Here is a 21,107-nt window from a genome sequence, read left to right as displayed (position 1 = left end):
GCTAGAAGTCGATCGTCGCCGAGGCCTTGAAGGTGCGCGGCATGCCCTGGACGAGATAGCCGCCGAGCGAGGAAGCCCAGTAGCGCTCGTTGGCGACGTTATCGACGTTGAAACGGAAGGTGAGCGGCGCGCCGCCCGCATCGATCACGTAGCGCGCGCCGAGATCGAAGCGAGTCCATTCGGGCAGGATGATGGTGTTGGTGACGTTGAACGCCTGCTTGCCGGTCTGCATCACGCGGCCGGTGAGCGTCAGGCCGCCATAGACGTCCCATTCGACATTGGCGTTGGCGGTATATTCCGGCACGCCCACCGCGTCGCGGCCGTCGTTCAGCCCGCCCTGCGTGCGGCGCTGCTTGGCGTCCGTGACGGAGAAACCAGCAATGATGCGCAGGCCGTCGATCGGCTCGCCATCGACGCTGACCTCGATGCCCTTGTTGCGCTGCAGGCCATCGACGGTGAAGATGGTGCCCGCCGGGGTCACGCCCGGCGGCGTCGGGACGTTGATCCCTTGCGGGCGATCGGTCTGGAATCCTGCGATCGACGCATTGAAGCGGCCGAACTGGACCTTGCCGCCGATCTCATACTGCACCGTCTGGAACGGCGGGAACACCTGGCCGACATTGAGCGTGCCGGCACCCGCAACCGGTCCCTGCGCCAGGCCCTCGATGCGGTTGGCATAGAGCGAGATGTTCTCGCTCGGACGGATCACGAGGCCGACGACCGGCGTCGTCGTGCTCTCCTTATACTGGCTGGTCTGGACGTTGGTGTTGATGTTGTAGGCGCGGAAGTGGATGCTCTGATGCCGCAGTCCGAGCGTCAGTTGCACCACATCCTCGGCAAAGCCCAGCGTATCGGACACGAAGATGCTGTCGAGGCGCGTGCGGTTCGCCGGGTTCGGGTCGGCGAGATTGCCCGAGATGAACCCATTGAACGCCGGCCGCGCCACCTGCACCGGATTGTAGAGATTATTCTGCGGCGAGGTGGCCGGCACCGAGGTGCTGAACTCGAACGCGTTGCGATTGACGTAGCGGCTGTGCGAATAGCCCATGTTGAGCTGGTGGGTGATGCCCCAGCCCTCGCCCTTGAAGCGCAGGCCGGCCTGCGCCGCCTCGTTATTGTCGTTGCGCGGGATGTTGGAGCCGGTGACGAACGCCGCGCCGGTGGCCGAATTGGTGACCTGGAAGCCCTGATAGACGCCCCGCTCGGCGGTGTCGCGCGCGCCGGCCGAGGCGTAGAAGATGAGGTTGTCGGTCACGTCATATTCGAGCTTCACGATGCCGAAGACGTCGCGGATCGTCTGGTTATACCAGGACTGGCCGTAATTGATGTCGGCGCGCGGGACGCGCGGGAGCGTGGTCGCGGTGCCGAACGCGTTGTTGAGCTGGACCATCGGGCGCATGTGCTGCGCCTTGACGTTCTGATAGGCGAGATCGAGGCTGACGCGCAGATTGTCGGTGCGATAGTCGAAGCTGCCGCCGACCACCGCCGAGCGGCGGAATTCGTCGTCGATCGCGATGTCGCCCGAGCGGAACGCGCCGTTGATGCGCGCGCCGAACGCCTTGCCCTCGCCGAAACGGCGGCCAAAGTCGAACGCGCCGCCGAAATGCTTGTCCGACAGATAGTTGACAGTGAGGCGGTTGGTGTCCTGGTCCTTCGCGCGCTTGGGCGTGAGGTTGACCGTGCCGCCGAGCGCGGAGCCGCCCGGCGCGGCGCCGAACAGGAAGGCGCTGGCGCCGTTGAGGATCTGGATCTGGTCGTAGAGCTCGGGCGAGACCAGCTGGCGCGGCGTGATGCCGAACAGGCCGTCGATCGCAATGTCTTCGCCGAACAGGTTGAAGCCGCGGACGACGAACTGCTCGGACATGTTGCCGAAGCCGAGCGTGGTGCGCACCGAGGGATCGTTTTCGAGCACCGCGCCCAGCGTCAGCGGCTGCTGGTTGAGGATCAGCGCCTCGTTGTAGCTCTTGACCGCGAACGGGGTGTCCATCGCGTCCTTGTCGCCCAGCGCGCCAAGCGAGCCGTTGCGGCTGACCTGAGTCTGATTGTCGCGCTGTGCGGTGATGACGACGTCTTCGCTCTCGGCTTCCTGTGCAAGTGCCGGCATGGCGACGAGTGCGGCGGCGACTGCCGTAAGGCCGGCGCCTCGAGCTGCGGTGCGATGGGCAACCATATTAAAACTTCCCCCGAGCTGGTGTTGCGTGTCCCTCCCGATACGGCCTGCTTCTGGGCCAGGCTCGATATCGCGAGGGTAACATGCGAGTCGGGATTGGGCCGTGAAACATCCAGTTTGGCGATGTGCAAGGGTCCAATCGGGTAATCTTGCAACAACGGCGGGTAAGCGCTTCAACCGTAACGCTGCACGCCACCCACGATGGTCCGGAGGGCCTTTGCCTTGAGAAGTAAATGCGAGTCAATCGCAAAAAAGTCGCGATCCCAGACCACGAAATCGGCGAGCAGGCCGGGCGCGATCAGGCCCGTCTTCTTCTCGTTGAAGCCGGCATAAGCGCCTTCGCGCGTGTAGCAGCGCATCGCCTGGGCGAGCGTGACGCGCTGCTCGGGATACCAACCCCGCGGGTTCTTGCCGTCGATCGTCTCGCGGTCGACCGCGGCCTCGAGCCCCGTCAACGGGTCGATCGGCGCGACCGGCCAGTCCGAGCCCATGCAGACATGCGCGCCCGAACGGACCAGCGAGCCGAAGGCGAAGCTGGTCTCGAGCCGTTTCTCGCCGATGCGGCGCACCGCCCAGCGGCCGTCGTCGATCGCGTGATAGGGCTGGACCGAGGCGATCACATCCTGCGCCTTGAAACGCGGGATCGCGGCGGGCTTCATGTGCTGGACATGCTCGACGCGGAAGCGGCGGTCGCGCGGGCCGTTGGCCTTGGCGACGGCGGCGAAGGTGTCGAGGACGATGTCGTTGGCCTCGTCGCCGATCGCGTGCGCGGTGACCTGGATGCCGGCCTTGTCCGCGCCGGTGATCCAGCGCCTGAGATCGCCCGGATCGGTGACGATCACGCCGCGCGTGCCCGGCTCGTCATGATAGGGTTCGTAGAAGCGCGCGGTGCGTGAGCCGAGCGAGCCGTCGAACACCACCTTGCACGCGCCCCACTGGACCCAGTCGTCGCCGCGGCCTTGTTCCTTGATCAGAGCGGCCTGCGTCTCCCAATCCTTGAGCGGGAGATAGTGGCGGAATCGCAGCCCGGTCTCGCCCTTTTCGCGCAGGCGGCGAGTCGAATCGAAGCTGATCGTCTCGAGCTCGGTCGGGTGGACCTGTGTCACACCCTTGCTCAGCGCGAGGTCGATCCCCTTGCGCGTCGTCGCGTCGATCTGCTCGGGCGTCGGGGTGCCGATCGCGCGCAGGACCATTTCCTTGACGGTGTCCTTGATAATCCCGGTAGGTTCGCCGTCGGCATCCTTCTCGATCACCCCGCCCGGCGGGGCGACGGTGTTGCGGTCGATCCCCGCGAGCTTCAATGCCAGCGAGTTGAGGAACATCATGTGGAGGTCGTAGCGCACCACCGCGACCGGCGTGTCGGGGGTGACGGCATCGATCCACTTGCGGTGCGGCATCTCGCCGCCCCAGCGGTCCTGATCCCAGTTGCCGCCCTCGAGCCATTGGCCCTTGGGCAATGTCCTGGCCGCTGCGGCGATGCGCTCGACGAACTCCTTCGGGTTGGCGGCGTCGCGCAGCGAGGGCTGCGACAGCATCGTCGAGGCCATCACGAAATGGACGTGCGGATCGATGAAGCCGGGGGTGACGAACGCGCCCTTGAGGTCGATCACGCGGGTGCGCTTGCCGGTGCGCGCGCGGACCGCATCGGCGCCGATCGCGGCGATGCGGTCGCCCTTCACCCCGATCGCATCGCTGCGGACGGTGGGGCCTGCGCCGGTCCAGACGCGGGCATTGATATAGGCGGTGTCGAGGTCGCCCTCGGCTGCGAAGGCATGGTGCGTGACCGCGGCGGCCGCGGTGCCGGCGCCCAGCACGAGAAGTCCGCGGCGGCCGAGCATCACTTGCCTCCCTTCTTGCGCGGCGGGTTCTCCGCCCGCCATTTGTCGAGCCGCGCGAGCCATTTGGCGGCGGAGAGCGGGCCATAGGTCTTGGAATCGGTATGTTCGGCGATCAGCTCGCGGATGCCGACGAAATAGGCCGGGCCGCTCTCCATGCCCAGTTCCTTACGCTTGGCGTCCATCGCCGCCTGCTGCGCCGCGGTCGGCTTGAAGCCGGTGACGGGCTTGAAGATGATGACGTCGAAGTCCGCGCCATTTTCATGGAAGAAGAGCTGGATCGGCGGCTGGCCGCCGGCCGCGGCGACCTCGTCCGCCTGCGCGATGCGACGGATGAACTCCTCCTGCTTGCCCGGCGCGAGCTTGAAGATCTCGAACCATGCCTCGGGCCAGGCCTCGGGCGTGGCCGGAGCGTGTGCGGGATTGGGTGCCTCCTGCGCCGTGGCGGGAGCCAGCGGCAGGGCCAAGGCGGCGAGAGTGAGAGCGAGATGCTTCATATGTTGTCCTCCCTTTTGCCCGAAGCTCCGCCTTCGTCATGGATCGGAAAACATCCAACTGTTGATCCCGTGACGGGACCAATCACCCCGCCGCCTCGCGCAGCGCAGCGACCGCGGTGCGCGCCTCGTGCTCATTCAGGCTGGCGAAGCCGATGCGCAGGCCGCGCGGGGCATCGTCGCGTGTCATGAACGAGCGCGACGATGCAAAGCGTAGCCCCATCGCCGCGGCGCGCGCCTCCATCGCGTCGAGATCGGTGCGGAAGCGCAGCCAGAAGGCGAGGCCGCCATCGGGCATCTTGTAATCGGCGATGTCGCCGAGCGTGCGGTCGATCTCGGCGGCGAAGCTCTCGCGGCGCTTGGCATAGACCTGACGCACCTTCCGCGCGTGGCGCCTGAGCTCGCCATTCTCGATCAGCTCGGCAGCGGCGTCTTCGGTCAGCGCATTGCCCATGCCGTCGGTCAAGGAGACCATGTGCGCGATCGCATCGATCACCGGCGGCGGCGCTGCGACATAGCCGATGCGCAGCGCCGGCAGCAGCAGCTTCGACATCGAGCCGACATAGATGACATGGCCCGGGCCATAGCCGGCCATCGGGAGCAAAGGCTGCGATTCGAAGTGGAATTCGTGGTCGTAATCGTCCTCGATGATCGCATAGCCGAACTGGTGCGAGAGCTCGAGCAGGCGCAGCCGGCGCTCGGGGCGGAGCGAGACGGTGGTAGGGAACTGGTGGTGCGGCGTCACGAACACCGCGCGTACCGCGTTGCGGCGGCAGGCATGCTCGACCGCTTCGATGTCGATGCCGTCCTCGTCGAGACCGACCGCGACGACATTGGCGCCGAGCGCACGGAAGGCGGCGATCGCCGGTTCGTAGGTCAGCGCCTCGACGATCACCGTGTCACCGGGGCGGACCAGGACATGCGCGGCGAGGAAGATGCCGTTCTGGCTGCCGCGGGTGATGCAGATATTCTCGGCCGTGACGGGCAGGCCGCGCTGGCTCTTGAGCATTGTCGCGATGCTCTCACGCAGGGCAGGGGTGCCGCGCGGGTTGCCGTACTGGAAGCGGTTCTCCCGCGAGGCGCGGTGCGCGGCAGAGCGATAGGCGCGGGCGAGCAGCTCGGCGGGGAAGAGGCGGCCATCGGGCGCGCCCTCGTCGAGCTTGAGGCCGGGGCCGGAGGGCAAGGCGAGCGGGCGCTCGGGCGGGATGGCGTAGCGATAGTCGATCGGCGCGTTGCTCATCGTCGCCTCGGCCTCGGTCCGCTGCTTGTTGGCGGGCTCGGGCAGCGAGGCGGAGACCATCGTGCCGCGCGTGCCGGCCGAATCGAGCCAGCCCTGCGCGATCAGATCCTCATAGGCGAGCACCACGGTCTTGCGGTTGACGCCGAGAACCTGCGCCAGCTCGCGGCTGGAGGGAAGGTAGGTGCCCGAGGTGAGGCGCCCGCGCTCGATGTCGCGGATCAGCGCCTGGATGATCTGCATGTAGATCGGAACGTCGCGTGCGGGATCGATTCGCTCCCCCAGGCTGACTTGCCATGGACGCAGCATTGGACCGGTTACTCCCGATGTTGAAAACGATGATGAGGGGCCAAGGCTAATACGGCAAACCCGCGCTGGCAACGCCGGGCTGGACCCCGATGCTTTTCGGTCTTGGTGCTTGCTGCTACCCGAACGCTGGGGAACAAGGGGGCCATCAATCACAGGCGTCGGGGCAGATGGACGGGGCTGAAGCAAGCGCAGACGCGGTGGAGACACGGGACAAGCGGCCGCTGTTCGAGCGGTTCGACGATGCCGATGTGCGCGCGCTGATCGAGGGCTATCCGCTCGCCTGGGTATGCGGCGGCGGGGCAGGGGCGCTCGAGGCGAGCCTGTTGCCGCTGGTCGGTGTTTATGATGGCGAGGGCCGGCTGATCGAGTTGATCGGGCATCTGATGCGGTCCAATCCGCTCCACCGTGCACTGATCGAGGATTCGCGCGCGACGATCCTGTTCAGCGGGCCGGACGCCTATGTCAGCCCCGAGCATGCCGGGCGGCGCGACTGGGCGCCGACCTGGAACTATGCGCAGGTCAAGGTGAGCGCCGAGATCGCGTTCGACGAGACGCTGACCGAATATTCGCTCAAGGTGCTGATCGACGCGATGGAGGCGGCGCGTGCGCGGCCCTGGGGCGTCGAGGAGCTGGGTTCGCGCTACCAGGCGATGCTCGGACGGATCATCGGCTTCCGGGCGCGCGTGACCGGGCTTTCGGGCAAGTTCAAGCTCGGACAGGACGAGGACAGCGCGACGCTGCACGCAATTCTGGGCGCACTGCCCGACGCCGGGAGCGTGGCGTGGATGAAGCGATTCAACCGGGGGCGGTGATGATGATGAAGGGGGTTCGGTTCGGGGCGGCGGTTGCGATGGCGGCGATGCTGGCCGCGCCGGGTGCGGCGCAGACCGGGCAGGCACCGTGGAAGAGCGATCCGTTCCCGAGCCGCTACAAGCCCGCCGCGCCCGACGACATGCTGTTGCGCGGGGCGACGATCCTCGACGGCGCGGGCGGGCGGATCGACGGCGGCGACGTGCTGGTGCGCGGCGGCAGGATCGTCGCGGTGGGCAAGGCGCTGGCCAATCCCGGCGTGCGCGAGGTGGATGCCAAGGGGCGCTGGATCACGCCCGGCGTGATCGATGTGCACAGCCATGACGGCACCTATGTGCTCCCGCTCACCGACATCGATCGCGAGGCATCCGACGTAGCGGAGGTCGCGACGCCGAACGCTGCCGACACCTGGATCGAGACTGCAGTCAACGCGCAGGACATGGCGTTCGACCGTGCGCTCGCGGCGGGGGTGACGACCATCCAGATCCTGCCCGGCTCGACCCCGATCTTTGCGGGACGCTCAGTGGTGGTGAAGCCGGTGCGCGCGTCGACCGTGTGGGGGATGAAGGCTGCGGGGGCCGTGCAGGGCTTCAAGATGGCGTGCGGCGAGAACCCCAAGAGTTGGGGCGCCAGCAAGGACAATGACGGGCCGACCAGCCGGCAGGGGGTGGTCGCCTATATGCGGCAGGCGTTCCTCGACGCGCAGGCCTATGGCCGCGACCGTGCCGCGGGGAAGGCGGGGCGCGACCTCAGGAAGGAAGCGCTGCTCGGCATCCTGGCGGGCGACGTGCGGGTGAACCTGCATTGCTACCGCGCGGGGGATATCGCCGCGGTGCTGTCGGTCGCGAAGGAGTTCGGCTTCCGCATTGGCGCGATCCATCACGCGACCGAGGCGTACAAGGTGCCGGGGCTGCTGCGCGAGAGCGGGACGTGCGCGGCGGTGTGGGCCGACTGGTGGGGCTTCAAGATGGAAGCGCAGGACGCGGTGCGTGCCGAGGCGCCGCTGCTCGAACGCGCCGGGGTGTGCGTGATGATGCATTCGGACTCGGCGGCGGACGGCCAGCGACTCAACATCACCGCGGCCAAGGCGGCGGCGGCGGGGCGGCGCATTGGGATCGAGACCCTGCCCGAGACGATGATCAAATGGACCACCAGCAACCCGGCTAGGCTACTGGGGCTGGACAGGCAGGTGGGGACACTGGCGCCGGGATACCGCGCGGACCTGGTGCTGTGGTCGGGCGATCCGTTCAGCATCTACACCAAGGCCGATCTCGTGCTGATCGACGGCGCGGTGGCGTGGGACCGGGCAAAACCGCCCGCCGCGCCTGTGTCCGACTTCGAACTCGGGCGGGGAGGCGTGCGGTGATGAGGATGATCGCATTGGCGCTGGCGCTCGCCGCGACGCCCGCCGCCGCCCAGACGATCGCGGTCACCCATGCCGAAGCCTGGACGATGGAATCGGGCGAGCCGGTGAAGGACGCCACCATCCTGATCGAGAACGGCAAGATCGTCTCGGTCACGCCGGGCGGTAGCGTGCCGCAGGATGCGAGCGTGATCGACGCGCGCGGCAAGCCCGTGACGCCGGGGCTGATGAACGGCGCGACCCAGGTCGGGCTGATCGAGACCGCGTCGGCCGACACGCGCGATCAGGGATCGGCCGACGACCGCAATCCCGGCTTCGATCCGGCGCGCGCGCTCAACGGCAATTCGACCCTGGTCGACCTGATCCGCGCCGATGGCATCACGCGCGCGCTGGTCTATCCCGCGCAATCGCGCATCCCGGTGTTCGCCGGGGAGCCGGTGATCGCGCGCTTCCGCGAGGGCGTCGATATCCTGGGCGAGCGCGAGGTGGCGGTCTATGCCGTGATCGGCGGCGGGGCGTGGGACAAGCTCGGCTCGCGCGCGCAGCAATGGACCGTGCTGCGCAAGGTGTTGAGCGATGCCAAGGGCGCGATGGCGGCCCGCGATGCGGGTGACGCCAAGAAACGCGATCGCCACGGTCCGCCGCCCGGTCGTGGCCGTCGCGCGGGGGAGGAACTGATCCGCGGCGTGATCGCGGGCGAGACGCCGCTGGCGATCCACACCAACCGCGAGTCCGACATTCGCGAGGCCGTCAAGCTGGCCAGCGATTTCGGCATCCGCGTGATCATCGTCGAGGGCGTCCAAGCATGGCGCGCCGCCGACGCGCTCGCAGCGGCGAAGATCCCGGTGGTGCTCGATCCTTCGACGAACCTGCCCGGCAGCTTCGACGAGCTGGGCGCGCGGCAGGACAATGCCGCGATCCTGACGCGGGCGGGGGTGAAGGTCGCCTTCGGCCTCGCGGGCGGGCGGATTCATTCGAACTACAATGCCGGGATGGCGTTGCGCGAGGGCGCCGGGATCGCGGTGGCCAACGGGCTGCCCTATGCCGATGCGCTGCGCGCGGTGACGGTCAATCCGCTGAGCATCTGGAGCAAGGGCGGCGGGACGCTGGCGCCCGGTAGCGAGGCCGATCTGGTGGTGTGGGACGGCGACCCGCTCGAGCCGTCAACCAACGCGACGGCTGTGATCGTCGAGGGACGTTGGGTATCGGCGCGCTCGCGGCAGGATCTGCTTGCCGAGCGCTACAGGGATATTCGGTGATGGACGTGTTGCTGGTCGGGTGCGGACGGATGGGCGGCGCGATGGCGCGCGGCTGGCAGGGTGCGCACCGCGTGCTGGTGTTCGATCCGCTGGCGGCCGAACTGCCCGAAGGGGCGGAGCGGGCGGGCTCGCTCGACGATGTCGAGGCCGGGGGCGAACTGGCGGTGGTGCTGGCGGTGAAGCCGCAGGTGTTCCCGTCGATCGCGGAGTCGCTGCGGCCGCTGGCGCGGGCCGACGCGCTGTTCGTGTCGATCATGGCCGGGATCACGCTTCAGGGGCTGAGCGATGCGCTGGGCAGCGGGCGCGCGGTGCGGACCATGCCCAACACGCCCGCGGCGATCGGGCAGGGGATCACCGCCGCGGTCGCCGGGCGCGACGTGCGGATGAGCGACTTCGCCACGGTCAACGAACTGCTCGGCCCGACCGGGCAGGTGGTGTGGCTCGATGACGAGGCGCAGATCGACGCTGTGACGGCGGTGTCGGGCAGCGGCCCGGCCTCCTATTTCTTCCGCTTCACCGAGGCGCTCGCGAAGGCAGGGACCGAGGAGGGGCTGCCGCCGGCGCTCGCGATGCAGCTGGCGCGCGCGACCTTCACCGGCGCGGCGGCGCTGGCGGGCGCGGACCCGGCCGAGCTGGCGGATCTGCGGCGGCAAGTGACCAGCCCGGGCGGGACGACCGCCGCGGGCCTTGGGCAGATGGACCAAACGGATGCGATCGACCGGCTCGTCCAGTCGGTGGTCGAAGCAGCGGCGGCGCGCTCGCGCGAACTCGCCGGATAGCAGCGCGGGGAGTCGAGATCATTCGGCGGGAGTTGGGTATGAAGCGCGTATTGGGCCTGGTGTCGATGATCGCGTTCGCGATGCCGGCGCTGGCCGACGACGCGCTGCCGATGAAGGACCGCCGCACGCTGAGCTACGAGGTGTCGAGCGGCAGCTTCATGTCGCTGGCGGTCTCGCCCGACGGGAAGACGATCCTGTTCGACATGCTGGGCGAGCTCTACGCGATGCCGGCGAGCGGCGGGCGCGCGGTGCCGATCGCGCAGGGCATCGCGTTCGAGGTGCAGCCGGTCTTCTCGCCCGACGGCAAGTGGATCGCCTATGTCAGCGACCGCTCGGGCGGCGACAATGTCTGGATCGTGCGCGCGGACGGGAGTGGGGCGCGGCGGATTACCGACGAGGATGAGGGGGCGGTGCGCACCTCGCCCGAATGGAGCGCGGACGGCAAGCATGTCTATGTGAGCCGCTACCGCATCCGCTGGGACCGCTACGAGTTGTGGAAGCATGCGGTGGACGGCGGGCCGGGCGAGCTGGTCGCGCCGGCCAAGCTCAAACCCGATGCGCCGCGCTCGGCCTGGCAGAGCACGCTCAGCGCGGCTGCGTCGAAGGACGGCAAGTGGCTCTATTTCGCGCGGCGGGTAGGTGACTTGTCGTTCGATGAGCCGGTGCCGTGGACGATCATGCGGCGCGATCTGGCGAGCGGGGCGGAGGAGACGGTGATCGGCAGCTCGGGCGGGCGCGAGGCGGGGGGCGAGACCTTCTTTCGCCCGGCGATTTCGCCCGACGGCAGGCTGCTCGCCTATGCCTCGCGGCGCATGGCGCAGACGCGGCTGCGCGTGCGCGAGCTGGCGACGGGAGTGGATCGCGATCTCGGTGCGGCGCCGCTCGACCTGATGAACGGCGCGGCATGGATGGACCTGATCCCGCGCTACACCTTCACCCCCGACGGCAAGGCGATCCTGATCGCGGTGAACGGCAAGATCGAGCGGCGACCGGTCGACGGATCGGCGGCAACGCGCATTCCGTTCACCGCGAAGCTCGATCTCGAGGTGGGGCCGGGCACGCGGATCGGCTTTCGCGAGGAGACCGGCGTGGTGCGGGCGAAACTGCCGCAGGGGACGACTCCCTCGCCCGACGGCAAGCGCGTGGCATTCGCGGCGCTTGGGAGCATCTATGTGCGGCCGCTCGACGGTGGTGCGGCAATGCGGTTGCCGATCGCGGGCGACCCGCCGTCGCTGCCGGGCTGGAGTCCCGACGGCAAGCGGATCGCCTATGTGACGTGGAGCGAGGGCGCGGGCGGGGCGGTATGGACGGTGGCCGTCGACGGATCGGGCAAACCGGTCAAGGTGAGCGACGTTTCGGCCTTCTACACGCATCCGGCCTTCACGCCCGACGGCAGGACGATCCTCGCGGTGCGTTCCCCCGCGGCGGCGCGGCAGCAGACGAGCTTCGAGTTCGGGACGGTGCGGCCGGGCGAACTGGTGGCGATTCCGGCGGGCGGCGGGGCGGCGCGCGTGGTAACCAGCGGACGGCTCGGGCAGAAGCCGCATTTCGTGAATGAACAGCCAGGCACTGCGTATGTGATGAGCGACGACGGGCTGGCGGCGGTGGATTTGGCGTCTGGCGCGAGGCGCCGCGCCGCGATGGTCAAGGCGCAGGGCTATTATTTCACCGATCTGCTCGCGACCGTCGACGACATGCGCATCAGCCCAGACGGCAAATGGATCGCGGCGCAGACCAGCGAGCAGCTCTATGTCATTCCCACGCCCGCCGATCCCAAGGTCGAGATCGACCTGACCGCGCCGAGCAATCCGGGACGGCGCGTGACCGACCTGGGCGCCGACTTTTTCGACTGGCGCGCCGACGGGAGCCTGATCTGGTCGGTCGGGAATTTCGTGCAGGTGCTGCCTGATGCGGGCGCGACGGTGCCGAAGAGGCATGTTGAACTTGTCGCTGAGTTGCCGCGTGCCCGGCCTGCCGGAAGCTTGTTGCTGCGGGGAGCGCGCGCGCTGACGATGGCCGGCGGGGACAAGGTGATCGGCGACGCCGACATCCTGATCACCGGCGACCGCATCGCCGCGATCGGACCGCGCGGGAGCTTCGCGGTGCCGGCCGGGACGCCCGTGCGCGAGCTTGGCGGCAAGACGGTCGCGCCGGGGTTCATAGATGATCACGATCATATCGGCGGCGTACGGCGCAACGTCATTTCGTACGAGGAATGGGGGCTGCGCGCGCGGCTGGCCTATGGCGTTACGACCTCGTTCGATCCCTCGACGCTGGGGATCGATCAGGTGGCCTATCAGGACCTGGTCGACGCCGGACTGATCGTGGGGCCGCGCCTGCGCTCGACCGGGCCGGCGCTGTTCTCCAAGGAGCGGATCGCGTCGCTCGACGAAGCGCGAGCGATCCTGCGGCGCTATCGCGAGGCCTGGGGCCTCAGGAACATCAAACAGTATCGTGGCGAGAGCCGCACGGTGCGGCAATGGATCGCGATGGCCGCGCGCGAGCAAGGCATCGTCCCAACGACCGAGGGGAGCCACAACCCCAAGCTGATCCTGACCCAGATCCTCGACGGCTATGCCGGGAACGAGCATGCGCTGCCGGTCGCGCCGCTGCAGGAGGATGTGCTCAAGCTCTATGCACTGACGCGGACCAGCTATGTCTCGACGTTGCTGGTCAACACCAGTGGACCGGCGGGGCGGCACTATTATGTCGCGAAATACGATCCGGCGCTGGACGCGAAGGTGAAGCGCTTCTGGTCGCCGCCGGCGATCGCGCACAAGCTTGGGCATCGCGAATGGGGTTCGCTCGATGCGTCGCGCATGCCGGTGCTGGCGGCGGATGTGAGACGACTCGCGGAGAGCGGCGCGCTCGTCGGCATGGGATCGCATGGCGACGAGCCGGGGATCGGTTTCCACTACGAGATGGAGGCGCACACGCTGGGCGGGATGACGCCGATGGTGGTTCTGCACGCGGCGACGGCAGGCGCGGCGGAGACGATCGGGCGATTGCAGGACATGGGGACGCTGGAGGCGGGCAAGTACGCCGATCTGGTGGTGTTCGACCGCGATCCGGTGGCGGATATCCGCAACACGCGATCGGTGAAGCTGGTGATGCGCGGCGGGCAGCTGTTCGATGCCGACACGCTCGACGAACTGTGGCCGGTGGCGCGCAAGCTCCCGACGCCGTGGTTCGCACGAGCCAAGGACGCGCAGTGGCTGCCGGTCAAGTGACGCTCGACCCGGAGATCGCGGCGTTCCTGGCCGAGATGAAGGCGCGCTGGACACAGCATCCTCCGTTCGACACGCTCGACTTCCCCGGGCAGCGCGCGGTGTGCGAGGCGGTGCGGGCGCGCTGGGCCCAGGGCGGGCCGGAGATGGCGCGGACGATCGAGCGAGTGTTCGATCCGGGCGCGGGCCAGCTGCATGTGCGGGTGCATTTCCCCTTGGGGATGGCCGAGCCGGCCCCTGCGCTGGTGTATTTGCACGGCGGCGGGTTCACCTTGTTCTCGATCGACACGCACGACCGGCTGATGCGCGAATATGCGGCAGCGGGCGGGTTCGCGGTGATCGGGGTCGAGTATCCATTGTCGCCCGAGCATAAATATCCGGTGGCGCTCGACCGGATCGAGGCGCTGATGCTGTGGCTCAGGGACCATGGGGCGGAGCTGGGGATCGACCCGGGCAGACTCGCGATAGGCGGGGATTCGGCGGGGGCCAACCTGTCCTTCGCCACCGCGCTGCGGCTACGGGATCGCGGCGAAGGCGGGATCGTTCGGGGTATCCTGTCCAACTACGGCTATTTCTCGACCGCGGTGTCGGATGCGGCGGAGGCGGCGTTCGGCGGGCCAGGGTCAATCATGGATCGCGCTGAGGCGGTGGCCTATTATGCCAACTACCTGACCGACTTCGAGCGCGAGCGCAGCGATCCGATGGCGTGTCCGTTGCTGGCGGATCTCGCCGGATTGCCGCGAGTACTGCTGGTGATTCCCGAATGCGACCTGCTGACCGAGCAGTCGCTGGCGATGGTGGCGCGGCTGCGGGTTGCCGGCGTGGCGACCGACGCCATCGTCTATACCGGCGCGACGCACAGCTTCCTCGAGGCGATGTCGGTTGCGGCGGTGGCGCGCCAGGGGATCGCCGACGGGGCGGCGTTCGTGGCGGGGCGGCTCAGCCGTTAGCGATGCCACCAGCAATCAGCGCCTCGATCTCGTCCTCGTCGAACCCGCATTCCGCCCCGCGCGGGGCGATGCCAGGTGAGGTTGCGATGCTGCTCGTCGCCTGGATGATGTCGTTGAACGCCGGTCGGTCGCGATAGGGGCCGCGAGGGCCGAAGCCGATCGCGGCGCAATGGACGATGCGCGGGTTGATCGCCGCGGCCGCGTCGAAGCCGAGGCCGAACCGCTTGGCGGCGTCGATGCGCATGTTGTGGAAGAGGACGTCGGCGGTGCCGATCAGCCGGGCCAGCGCGGCGCGGTCTGCGGGCGCCTTGAGGTCGAGCGCGAGCATGCGCTTGTTGTTCACGAACAGCGCGCCGCCGCCGCTGCCCGAGGAGTGGGCGTTGCAGGCGATGTCGCCTTCGAGCGGCTCGACCTTGATCACCCCGCGCCCAAGTCGGCGAGGATCTGCCCTGCATAGGTGCCGAGCACCACCGCGCCGACCTCGACCCGAATCCCCTCCAGCAGCGGCAGCATTACCCGTCTCTCCTTCTTGACTTAAATTCATACGCAGAGACTAATGTGTCCATAAATAGAAATTTATGGAGTCGGGATGCTCGACGGATTTACGTTCGACAGGCTATTCATCGGCGGGGAATGGGTGGCGCCGATTGATGGCGGCATGCGGCCGAGCATCGATCCGGCGACGGGCGAGCCGTGGGGCGATGTCGTGTACGGCGGGACGGCAGATATCGACCGCGCGGTGGCCGCCGCGAAGACGGCGTTCGAGGGTCCCTGGCGCAAGATGCCGCCGTGGGAGCGCGCCGCGCTGCTTCGGAAATTCGCCGATCTCTATACGACGCAGGTCGACGCGCTCGCGCAGATCGAGACGCGCGACAATGGCCGGGCGGTGCGGGAATCGCGCGGCGATATCGGTCTGCACGCGCAATATTATCACTGGTTCGCCTCGCTCGCCGACAAGCTGGGCGGGCGCACCATCCCGATGGACGACAGCGTCCATGCCTTCACCACGCGCCATCCGGTCGGCGTGGTCGGGGCGATCACGCCGTGGAACGTGCCGATGATGGCGGCGGCGTGGAAGCTCGGCCCTGCGCTGGCGGCGGGATGCACGGTGGTGTTGAAGCCCGCGGAATCGACGCCGGCTTCGTCGCTCGCGCTGGCGAAGCTGTTCGAGGCGGCGGGATTTCCACCGGGCGTGGTCAATGTCGTGCCGGGCGACGGGACGGTGGCAGGCGCGCGGCTGGTCGAGCATCCCGATGTCGCCAAGATCAGCTTCACCGGCGAGGGATCGACCGCGAAGGCGATCCTGAAGGCGGGGGCGGATACGCTGACTCGCTGCACCTTCGAGCTGGGCGGCAAGGCGCCGCACATCATCTTCGCCGACGCCGATATCGAGAACGCGCTCAATGCCGCGACCGGATCGGCCTGGGCATTGTGCGGGCAGAGCTGCGCGTTGGGGAGCCGCGTGCTGGTCGAGCGCTCGATTTATGATCGCGTGGTCGAGGCGTTTCGCGAGCGCGCCGGGCGAGTGCGGGTCGGCATGCCGCTCGACCCCGCGACGCATATGGGGCCGCAGGCGCATGCGCAGCAGCTCGACAAGACTCTGTCCTATGTCGGCATCGGCCGGGACGAGGGTGCCGAGCTGGTCACGGGCGGGAGCCGGATCGACCGCGATGGCCTCTCGGGCGGCTATTTCGTCGAGCCGACGGTGTTCGCGGGGGTCTCGGCGAACATGCGGATTGCGCAGGAGGAGATTTTCGGGCCGGTCGCCGCGATCATGTCGTTCGAGGGCGAGGACGAAGCAGTCGCGATCGCCAATTCGACGCCCTACGGCCTCGCCGCCGGGCTGTGGTCGGGCGATACCGGGCGCGCGCATCGCGTCGCTGCGCGGATCCAGGCCGGCATGGTGTGGGTCAACACCTATCGCTACATCCGCTGGTCCACCCCCTATGGCGGGGTGAAGGCGAGCGGCTGGGGCCGCGAGAACGGGATCGAGGGGCTCGATCCGTTCCTCGAGACCAAGACCACCATTGTTTCGACCACGGGGAAGTTCCCCGATCCCTTCGCTGCTTGAGGAAGAAGACATGCGCCTGAACGGCAAGCTCGCCATCGTCACCGCCGCCGCATCGGGCATGGGCCGCGCAGGGGTCGAACGCTTCGTGCGCGAGGGGGCGAAGGTGGCGGCGATCGACGTCAACCGCGAAGCGCTCGACGCGCTGGTCGCCGAGTTCGGCGCGGACAGGGTGACGGGCATCACCGCCGACCTGCTCGATCCCGCGGACGCCAAGGGCAGCATTCATACGGCGGCCGAATGGCTGGGCGGCGCGGACATATTGTGGGCGCATGCCGGGATGCCGGGGCCGGCGTCGGTCGAGGATTTGGACCTCGACGCCTATCGCAAGGCGATCGACCTCAACGTCACCGCGGCGGCGCTGGGTGCGGGGCAGGTCGCGCCGTACATGCGCGAGCGCGGCGGCGGTTCGATCATCTTCACCGCATCGGTCTCGGGCCTGGTCGGATCGATGATGAGCCCGATCTACTCGGCCGCGAAATGGGGCGTGGTCGGGCTGACCAAGAGCCTCGCGCTCGCGCTGGCCGCCGACAAGATCCGCGTCAACGTGGTGTGTCCGGGGCTTGCCGACACGCCGATGAAGATCGGCTTCACGGGACGCAGCGGCGACCCGGCGGAGGCGGCGGCGAACGAGGCCAGGCTGATCGCGAACGTGCCGATGGGACGGCTGGTGCAGGCGGGGGAGATTGCCGATGCGGCATTGTGGCTGGCTTCGGACGAGGCGAGCTTCGTCACCGGCGTGGCGCTGCCGGTCGATGGCGGCTTTACGGCGCGCTGAGCGTGGCCCGGCGCCCGGACAGGCAGGACGCTTTTCCGGGCGCGGCGCTTGCGCCATATGGCGGGCATGAACACCGTCCGTCAGGCCGCCAACGCGCTCGAAGTGCTGGAGTATTTCGCGCGCCGCCTGCGCCCGGCGACGCCGGCCGAAATGGCCGACGAGTTAGGCTGGCCGCGATCGAGCACGTTCAAGCTGATCGGCACGCTCGCTTCGATGGGCTATCTCTACGAGCCGCGCGGGCGCGGCGCCTATTATCCGAGCCCGCGCTGGCTGGTGCTGGCCGAGGCGGTGACGGCGGCAGAGCCGCTGCCCGCGAAATTCCAGCGGCTGGCGAAGGACCTGATGGAAGCGACCGGCGAGACGGTGGCGATCGCGGCGCCGGCGGGGATCTTCGCGACCTTCGTCGACGTCGCGGAATCGCGCCAGCCGGTGCGCTACTTCGCCAAGGTGGGCGACCGGGTGCCGATCCACGCGACCTCGGCGGGGCGCGCGCTGCTGGCGCAGATGCCGCGCGAGGAGCGCGAGAAGCTCTACCGCAAGATCGACTTCGTCGCCTATGCGCCGACCACCCCGGTGGGGCCGGAAGCGGTCGAGGCGCGGCTGGCCGAGGCGGCGGCGATGGGCTGGCACCAGAGCAACATCGAATACACGCCGGACCTCGCGGGTGTCGCGATGGCGCTGCCGGGCAGCGAGCGGCGGCTGTCGGTGGTGGTGGTGGGGCCGGTGTCACGCTGCCTCGAGCGGCGACCGGAGATGGCGGCGATCGTCGCGAAGCACCTCGCGACGCTGGGCTAGGCCAAACACACAGGCTCAACGAAACGACCGGGCGGCCATTGCGGACCGCGGCCGGCGGGAGAGGCATATGACCCACGACCCGCGCGCGGCGATTGCGGCTGCGCCGATGCACCGGCTGCAGATCGTGGTGGTGGCCTTGTGCATCGCGCTCAACGCATTGGACGGCTTCGACGTGCTGGCGATCAGCTTCGCCGCGCCCGGGATCGCCGCCGAGTGGGGCGTCGACAAGGCCACGCTGGGCATCGTGCTGTCGATGGAGCTGCTCGGCATGGCGGCGGGATCGGTGCTGATCGGCAACGTCGCCGACCGGATCGGGCGGCGGCCGACGATCCTCGGCTGCCTGACGGTGATGACCGCGGGGATGTTCGCGGCGACGGTCGCGAGCGGGGTGGAGATGCTGTCGGTCATCCGCTTCCTCACCGGAATCGGCATCGGGGGCATGCTGTCGTCGACCAGCGCGATGGTCGCCGAGTTCTCGAACGACAAGAGGCGAGGACTCAACGTCGCGCTCAACATCGCGGGCTATTCGACCGGGGCGATCCTGGGCGGGCTGGTCGCATCAGCGCTACTCGCCTCGACCGGGGATTGGCGGTCGGTGTTCATGCTGGGCGGGGTGGCGAGCGCGGCGATGATCCCGCTGGCGGTGCTGTTCCTGCCCGAATCGATCGAATCGCTGATCGCGCGGCGGCCGGCGGGCGCGCTCGAGGCGGTCAACCGGACGCTGGTGCGGCTGGGCCATGCGCCGGCCGACGCATTGCCCCCCGTGCCGATGGAGACGGTCAGGCCGTCGATCCTCTCGCTCTTCTCACGCGATTTCCGCTGGATCACCATCCTGCTGACGATCGCGTATTTCGCGCAGATCCTGTTCTTCTACTACATCCAGAAATGGATCCCGAAGATCGTGGTCGATCTGGGGTTCGACGCAGCGCAGGCCGGGCGGGCGCTGGTGTGGGCCAATGTCGGCAACCTCACCGGCGCGGTGCTGATCGGGCTGCTCAGCCAGCGCTTCAACTTGCGGCCGCTGGTCGGCGGGGCGATGCTGCTCGGGTTCATCGCGATCGGCGCGTTCGGGCTGGCGGGCGCAGACCTGGTCCGGCTGTCGCTGACCGCGGCGGTCGCGGCCTTCTTCATCAATGCCGGCGTGGTCGGGCTCTATCCGATCCTGGCGCAAACCTATCCCGCGGCGCTGCGCGCGAGCGGGACGGGGTTCGTGATCGGCATGGGGCGCGGCGGATCGGCGGTGGGGCCGGTGGTCGCGGGCGCGCTGTTCGCGAGCGGGAGCAGCCTGCTCGCGGTGTCGCTGACGATGGGACTGGGCGGGCTGATCGCCGCGGCGATGGTGTTCCTGCTGCCTTGGGCGCAGCGGCGCGGGGCCGCCTAGAGGCTGCTCAGCAGCAGGCTGGTCTCGCTGTTGAGCACGCCGTCGATCTGGCGGACCTCACGCAGGATGCGATCGAAAGCGGCGAGGTTGGCGACGGTGATTTCCGCGACCAGATCCCAGCCGCCATTGGTGGTGTGCAGCGCCGCCAGCTCGGGAAAGCCGCGCAGCCGCTTGATGATCGCGATGGTCGATCGACCCTCGATCTCGATCATCATCACCGCGCGCACCTGATCGTTCGCCTGACGCGCGCGGATGGTGAAGCCGAGCACCGCGCCGCTCTCCAGCAGCCGGTCAAGCCGCGCCTGCGCGGTGGTGCGCGATACCTTGAGCACCGCGGCGAGCCGGGTGATCGGCATCCGCGCATCTTCGCGCAGCGCGGCGATCAGCCGCCGGTCGAGATCGTCGAGCTCGTGCATCCGCTTATTCTCCACACCGCTTGCGTGGGCTTGTCACGGGCCAGTTTGTGCACGGTGACGGGTCCGCAATCTGTGCGGATCGGGCCGGCAGATTGACCAAATGGCCGCGCGAAGTTGCGCAGCATGCGCCTGTCGCCTGCACCCGCGCGCGCCCTAGCATCGTCGAAAGATCAAGGGAGGCGGCGATGGTGCAGTTTGTGGGCGTGAGCGAGATCCGGCGGATCGTGGCGCAGGTGGGGATCGACGCGGTACTGACGCGGATGGTCGACTATCTGGAGGCCGATTTCCGCCGCTGGGACCGGTTCGAGCGGATCCCGCGGCTGGCCAGCCACAGCCCCGGCGGGGTGATCGAGCTGATGCCGACGCAGGACGATGCGCTCTACAGCTTCAAGTACGTCAACGGGCACCCGTATAATTTCGAGCGTGGGCTGCAGACGGTGGTCGCGATCGGGCTGATGGCCGAGGTCGACACCGGCTATCCGGTGTTCCTGTCGGAGATGACGATCCTGACCGCGCTGCGCACCGCGGCGATGTCCGCGCTGGCAGCGAAGCACCTCGCCCGGCCCGATGCGAAGACGATGGCGATCATCGGGCTGGGCGCGCAGTCCGAGTTCCAGGCGGCGGCGTTCCGCGCGGTGCTGGGGATCGAGACTTTGCGCGTGTACGACGTCGATCCCGCCGCGACCGCCAAGTTCGTGCGCAACATGGCCGGGCGCGGCGTTCGCGTGACGGTGTGCGAGGAGCCGGGGAGTGCGGTGACGGGCGCGGACATCGTCACCACCGTGACCGCCGACAAGGTCCAGGCGACGATCCTCTCGGACAACATGGTCGGTACAGGCGTGCACCTCAACGCAGTGGGCGGCGATTGCCCGGGCAAGACCGAGCTGCAGAAGGACATCCTCTCCCGCGCCAGCGTGTTCGTCGAACTGACCGAGCAGACGCGGATCGAGGGTGAGATCCAGCAGATGCCCGCCGACTTCCCGGTGACCGAGCTGTGGCAGGTGATCCGTGGCGAGGCGCCGGGGCGCACGCGGCGCGACGAGATCACCTTGTTCGACTCGGTCGGGTTCGCCGTCGAGGATTTCGCGGCGCTGCGGCTGCTGCGCGATCTCGCGACCGAGACCGGGCAGTATGAGACGCTCGACCTCATCACCGCGCCTGCGGATCCGCGCGACCTGTTCGGGCTGATCGCCCCGGCAATGGCCGAGGCGGCGCAGGCGGCCTGACGGGTAACGC

General features: G+C 68.5%; 17 protein-coding genes. 11 read left to right on the top strand and 6 right to left on the bottom strand.

The window, feature by feature from the left end:
• Window position 1 precedes the first annotated feature (1 nt).
• From OK349_RS03250 to OK349_RS03235, 4 genes are all read right to left on the bottom strand, one after another.
• A complete protein-coding gene (locus OK349_RS03250) occupies window positions 2-2,104 on the bottom strand; it encodes a TonB-dependent receptor (protein WP_265116389.1) in 2,103 nt (700 codons plus the stop codon).
• Between the two features lie 239 nt (window positions 2,105-2,343).
• A complete protein-coding gene (locus tag OK349_RS03245) occupies window positions 2,344-4,008 on the bottom strand; it encodes an amidohydrolase (protein WP_265116388.1) in 1,665 nt (554 codons plus the stop codon).
• Window positions 4,008-4,502 (bottom strand): hypothetical protein, encoded by a 495-nt coding sequence (locus OK349_RS03240; RefSeq protein ID WP_265116387.1) that lies wholly within the window; start codon window positions 4,500-4,502, stop codon window positions 4,008-4,010. Before OK349_RS03240 ends, OK349_RS03245 begins: the two co-directional genes overlap by 1 nt.
• An 82-nt stretch (window positions 4,503-4,584) precedes the next feature.
• The gene (locus tag OK349_RS03235) at window positions 4,585-6,045 is read right to left on the bottom strand and encodes a MocR-like pyridoxine biosynthesis transcription factor PdxR (RefSeq protein WP_265116386.1); all 1,461 of its coding nucleotides are present in this window, start codon (window positions 6,043-6,045) and stop codon (window positions 4,585-4,587) included.
• Window positions 6,046-6,242: 197 nt separating this feature from the next.
• On the opposite strand from OK349_RS03235, the gene OK349_RS03230 reads away from it, so the two are divergent.
• From OK349_RS03230 to OK349_RS03205, 6 genes are read left to right on the top strand one after another with little or no spacing between them, the layout of a single operon-like run.
• The gene (locus OK349_RS03230) at window positions 6,243-6,857 is read left to right on the top strand and encodes an FMN-binding negative transcriptional regulator (RefSeq protein WP_265116385.1); all 615 of its coding nucleotides are present in this window, start codon (window positions 6,243-6,245) and stop codon (window positions 6,855-6,857) included.
• Window positions 6,827-8,221, top strand: a complete 1,395-nt coding sequence (locus tag OK349_RS03225; protein WP_265116384.1) for an amidohydrolase family protein — start codon at window positions 6,827-6,829, stop codon at window positions 8,219-8,221. Before OK349_RS03230 ends, OK349_RS03225 begins: the two co-directional genes overlap by 31 nt.
• Window positions 8,221-9,477: an amidohydrolase family protein gene (locus tag OK349_RS03220; protein ID WP_265118526.1), complete on the top strand. Its 1,257-nt coding sequence runs from the start codon at window positions 8,221-8,223 to the stop codon at window positions 9,475-9,477. Before OK349_RS03225 ends, OK349_RS03220 begins: the two co-directional genes overlap by 1 nt.
• A complete protein-coding gene (gene proC, locus OK349_RS03215; RefSeq protein ID WP_265116383.1) occupies window positions 9,477-10,256 on the top strand; it encodes a pyrroline-5-carboxylate reductase in 780 nt (259 codons plus the stop codon). Before OK349_RS03220 ends, proC begins: the two co-directional genes overlap by 1 nt.
• 38 nt (window positions 10,257-10,294) lie before the next feature.
• Window positions 10,295-13,486, top strand: coding sequence for an amidohydrolase family protein (locus OK349_RS03210; protein ID WP_265116382.1), 3,192 nt, complete (start codon window positions 10,295-10,297; stop codon window positions 13,484-13,486).
• On the top strand, window positions 13,468-14,433 hold the full coding sequence (locus tag OK349_RS03205; RefSeq protein ID WP_265116381.1) for an alpha/beta hydrolase: 966 nt from the start codon (window positions 13,468-13,470) through the stop codon (window positions 14,431-14,433). Before OK349_RS03210 ends, OK349_RS03205 begins: the two co-directional genes overlap by 19 nt.
• On the opposite strand, the gene OK349_RS03200 is transcribed toward OK349_RS03205, so the two are convergent.
• Entirely contained in the window at window positions 14,423-14,854 is a 432-nt protein-coding gene (locus OK349_RS03200) for a CoA transferase (protein WP_265116380.1), read from the bottom strand. The genes OK349_RS03205 and OK349_RS03200 overlap by 11 nt on opposite strands.
• Before the next feature lie 168 nt (window positions 14,855-15,022).
• Between OK349_RS03200 and OK349_RS03195 the strand changes: the two genes are divergently transcribed.
• From OK349_RS03195 to OK349_RS03180, 4 genes are all read left to right on the top strand, one after another.
• The gene (locus tag OK349_RS03195) at window positions 15,023-16,504 is read left to right on the top strand and encodes an aldehyde dehydrogenase (RefSeq protein WP_265116379.1); all 1,482 of its coding nucleotides are present in this window, start codon (window positions 15,023-15,025) and stop codon (window positions 16,502-16,504) included.
• Between the two features lie 10 nt (window positions 16,505-16,514).
• Entirely contained in the window at window positions 16,515-17,279 is a 765-nt protein-coding gene (locus OK349_RS03190) for an SDR family NAD(P)-dependent oxidoreductase (protein WP_265116378.1), read from the top strand.
• 66 nt (window positions 17,280-17,345) lie between these two features.
• Window positions 17,346-18,074 carry an IclR family transcriptional regulator gene (locus OK349_RS03185; protein WP_265116377.1) on the top strand — a complete coding sequence of 243 codons (729 nt, stop codon included), beginning with the start codon at window positions 17,346-17,348 and terminating at the stop codon, window positions 18,072-18,074.
• Between the two features lie 67 nt (window positions 18,075-18,141).
• Complete coding sequence (locus tag OK349_RS03180) at window positions 18,142-19,455, top strand: MFS transporter (protein ID WP_265116376.1); 1,314 nt, start codon at window positions 18,142-18,144, stop codon at window positions 19,453-19,455.
• On the opposite strand, the gene OK349_RS03175 is transcribed toward OK349_RS03180, so the two are convergent.
• The gene (locus OK349_RS03175; RefSeq protein WP_265116375.1) at window positions 19,452-19,871 is read right to left on the bottom strand and encodes an Lrp/AsnC family transcriptional regulator; all 420 of its coding nucleotides are present in this window, start codon (window positions 19,869-19,871) and stop codon (window positions 19,452-19,454) included. The two genes, OK349_RS03180 and OK349_RS03175, sit on opposite strands and share 4 nt — an antisense overlap.
• A 185-nt stretch (window positions 19,872-20,056) precedes the next feature.
• Between OK349_RS03175 and OK349_RS03170 the strand changes: the two genes are divergently transcribed.
• On the top strand, window positions 20,057-21,097 hold the full coding sequence (locus OK349_RS03170; protein WP_265116374.1) for an ornithine cyclodeaminase: 1,041 nt from the start codon (window positions 20,057-20,059) through the stop codon (window positions 21,095-21,097).
• Window positions 21,098-21,107 lie beyond the last annotated feature (10 nt).

Source organism: Sphingomonas sp. BT-65, from assembly GCF_026107375.2.
In the GTDB taxonomy this organism is placed as follows: Bacteria; Pseudomonadota; Alphaproteobacteria; order Sphingomonadales; family Sphingomonadaceae; genus Sphingomonas.
This window is presented reverse-complemented; position numbering and strand designations above follow the sequence as displayed.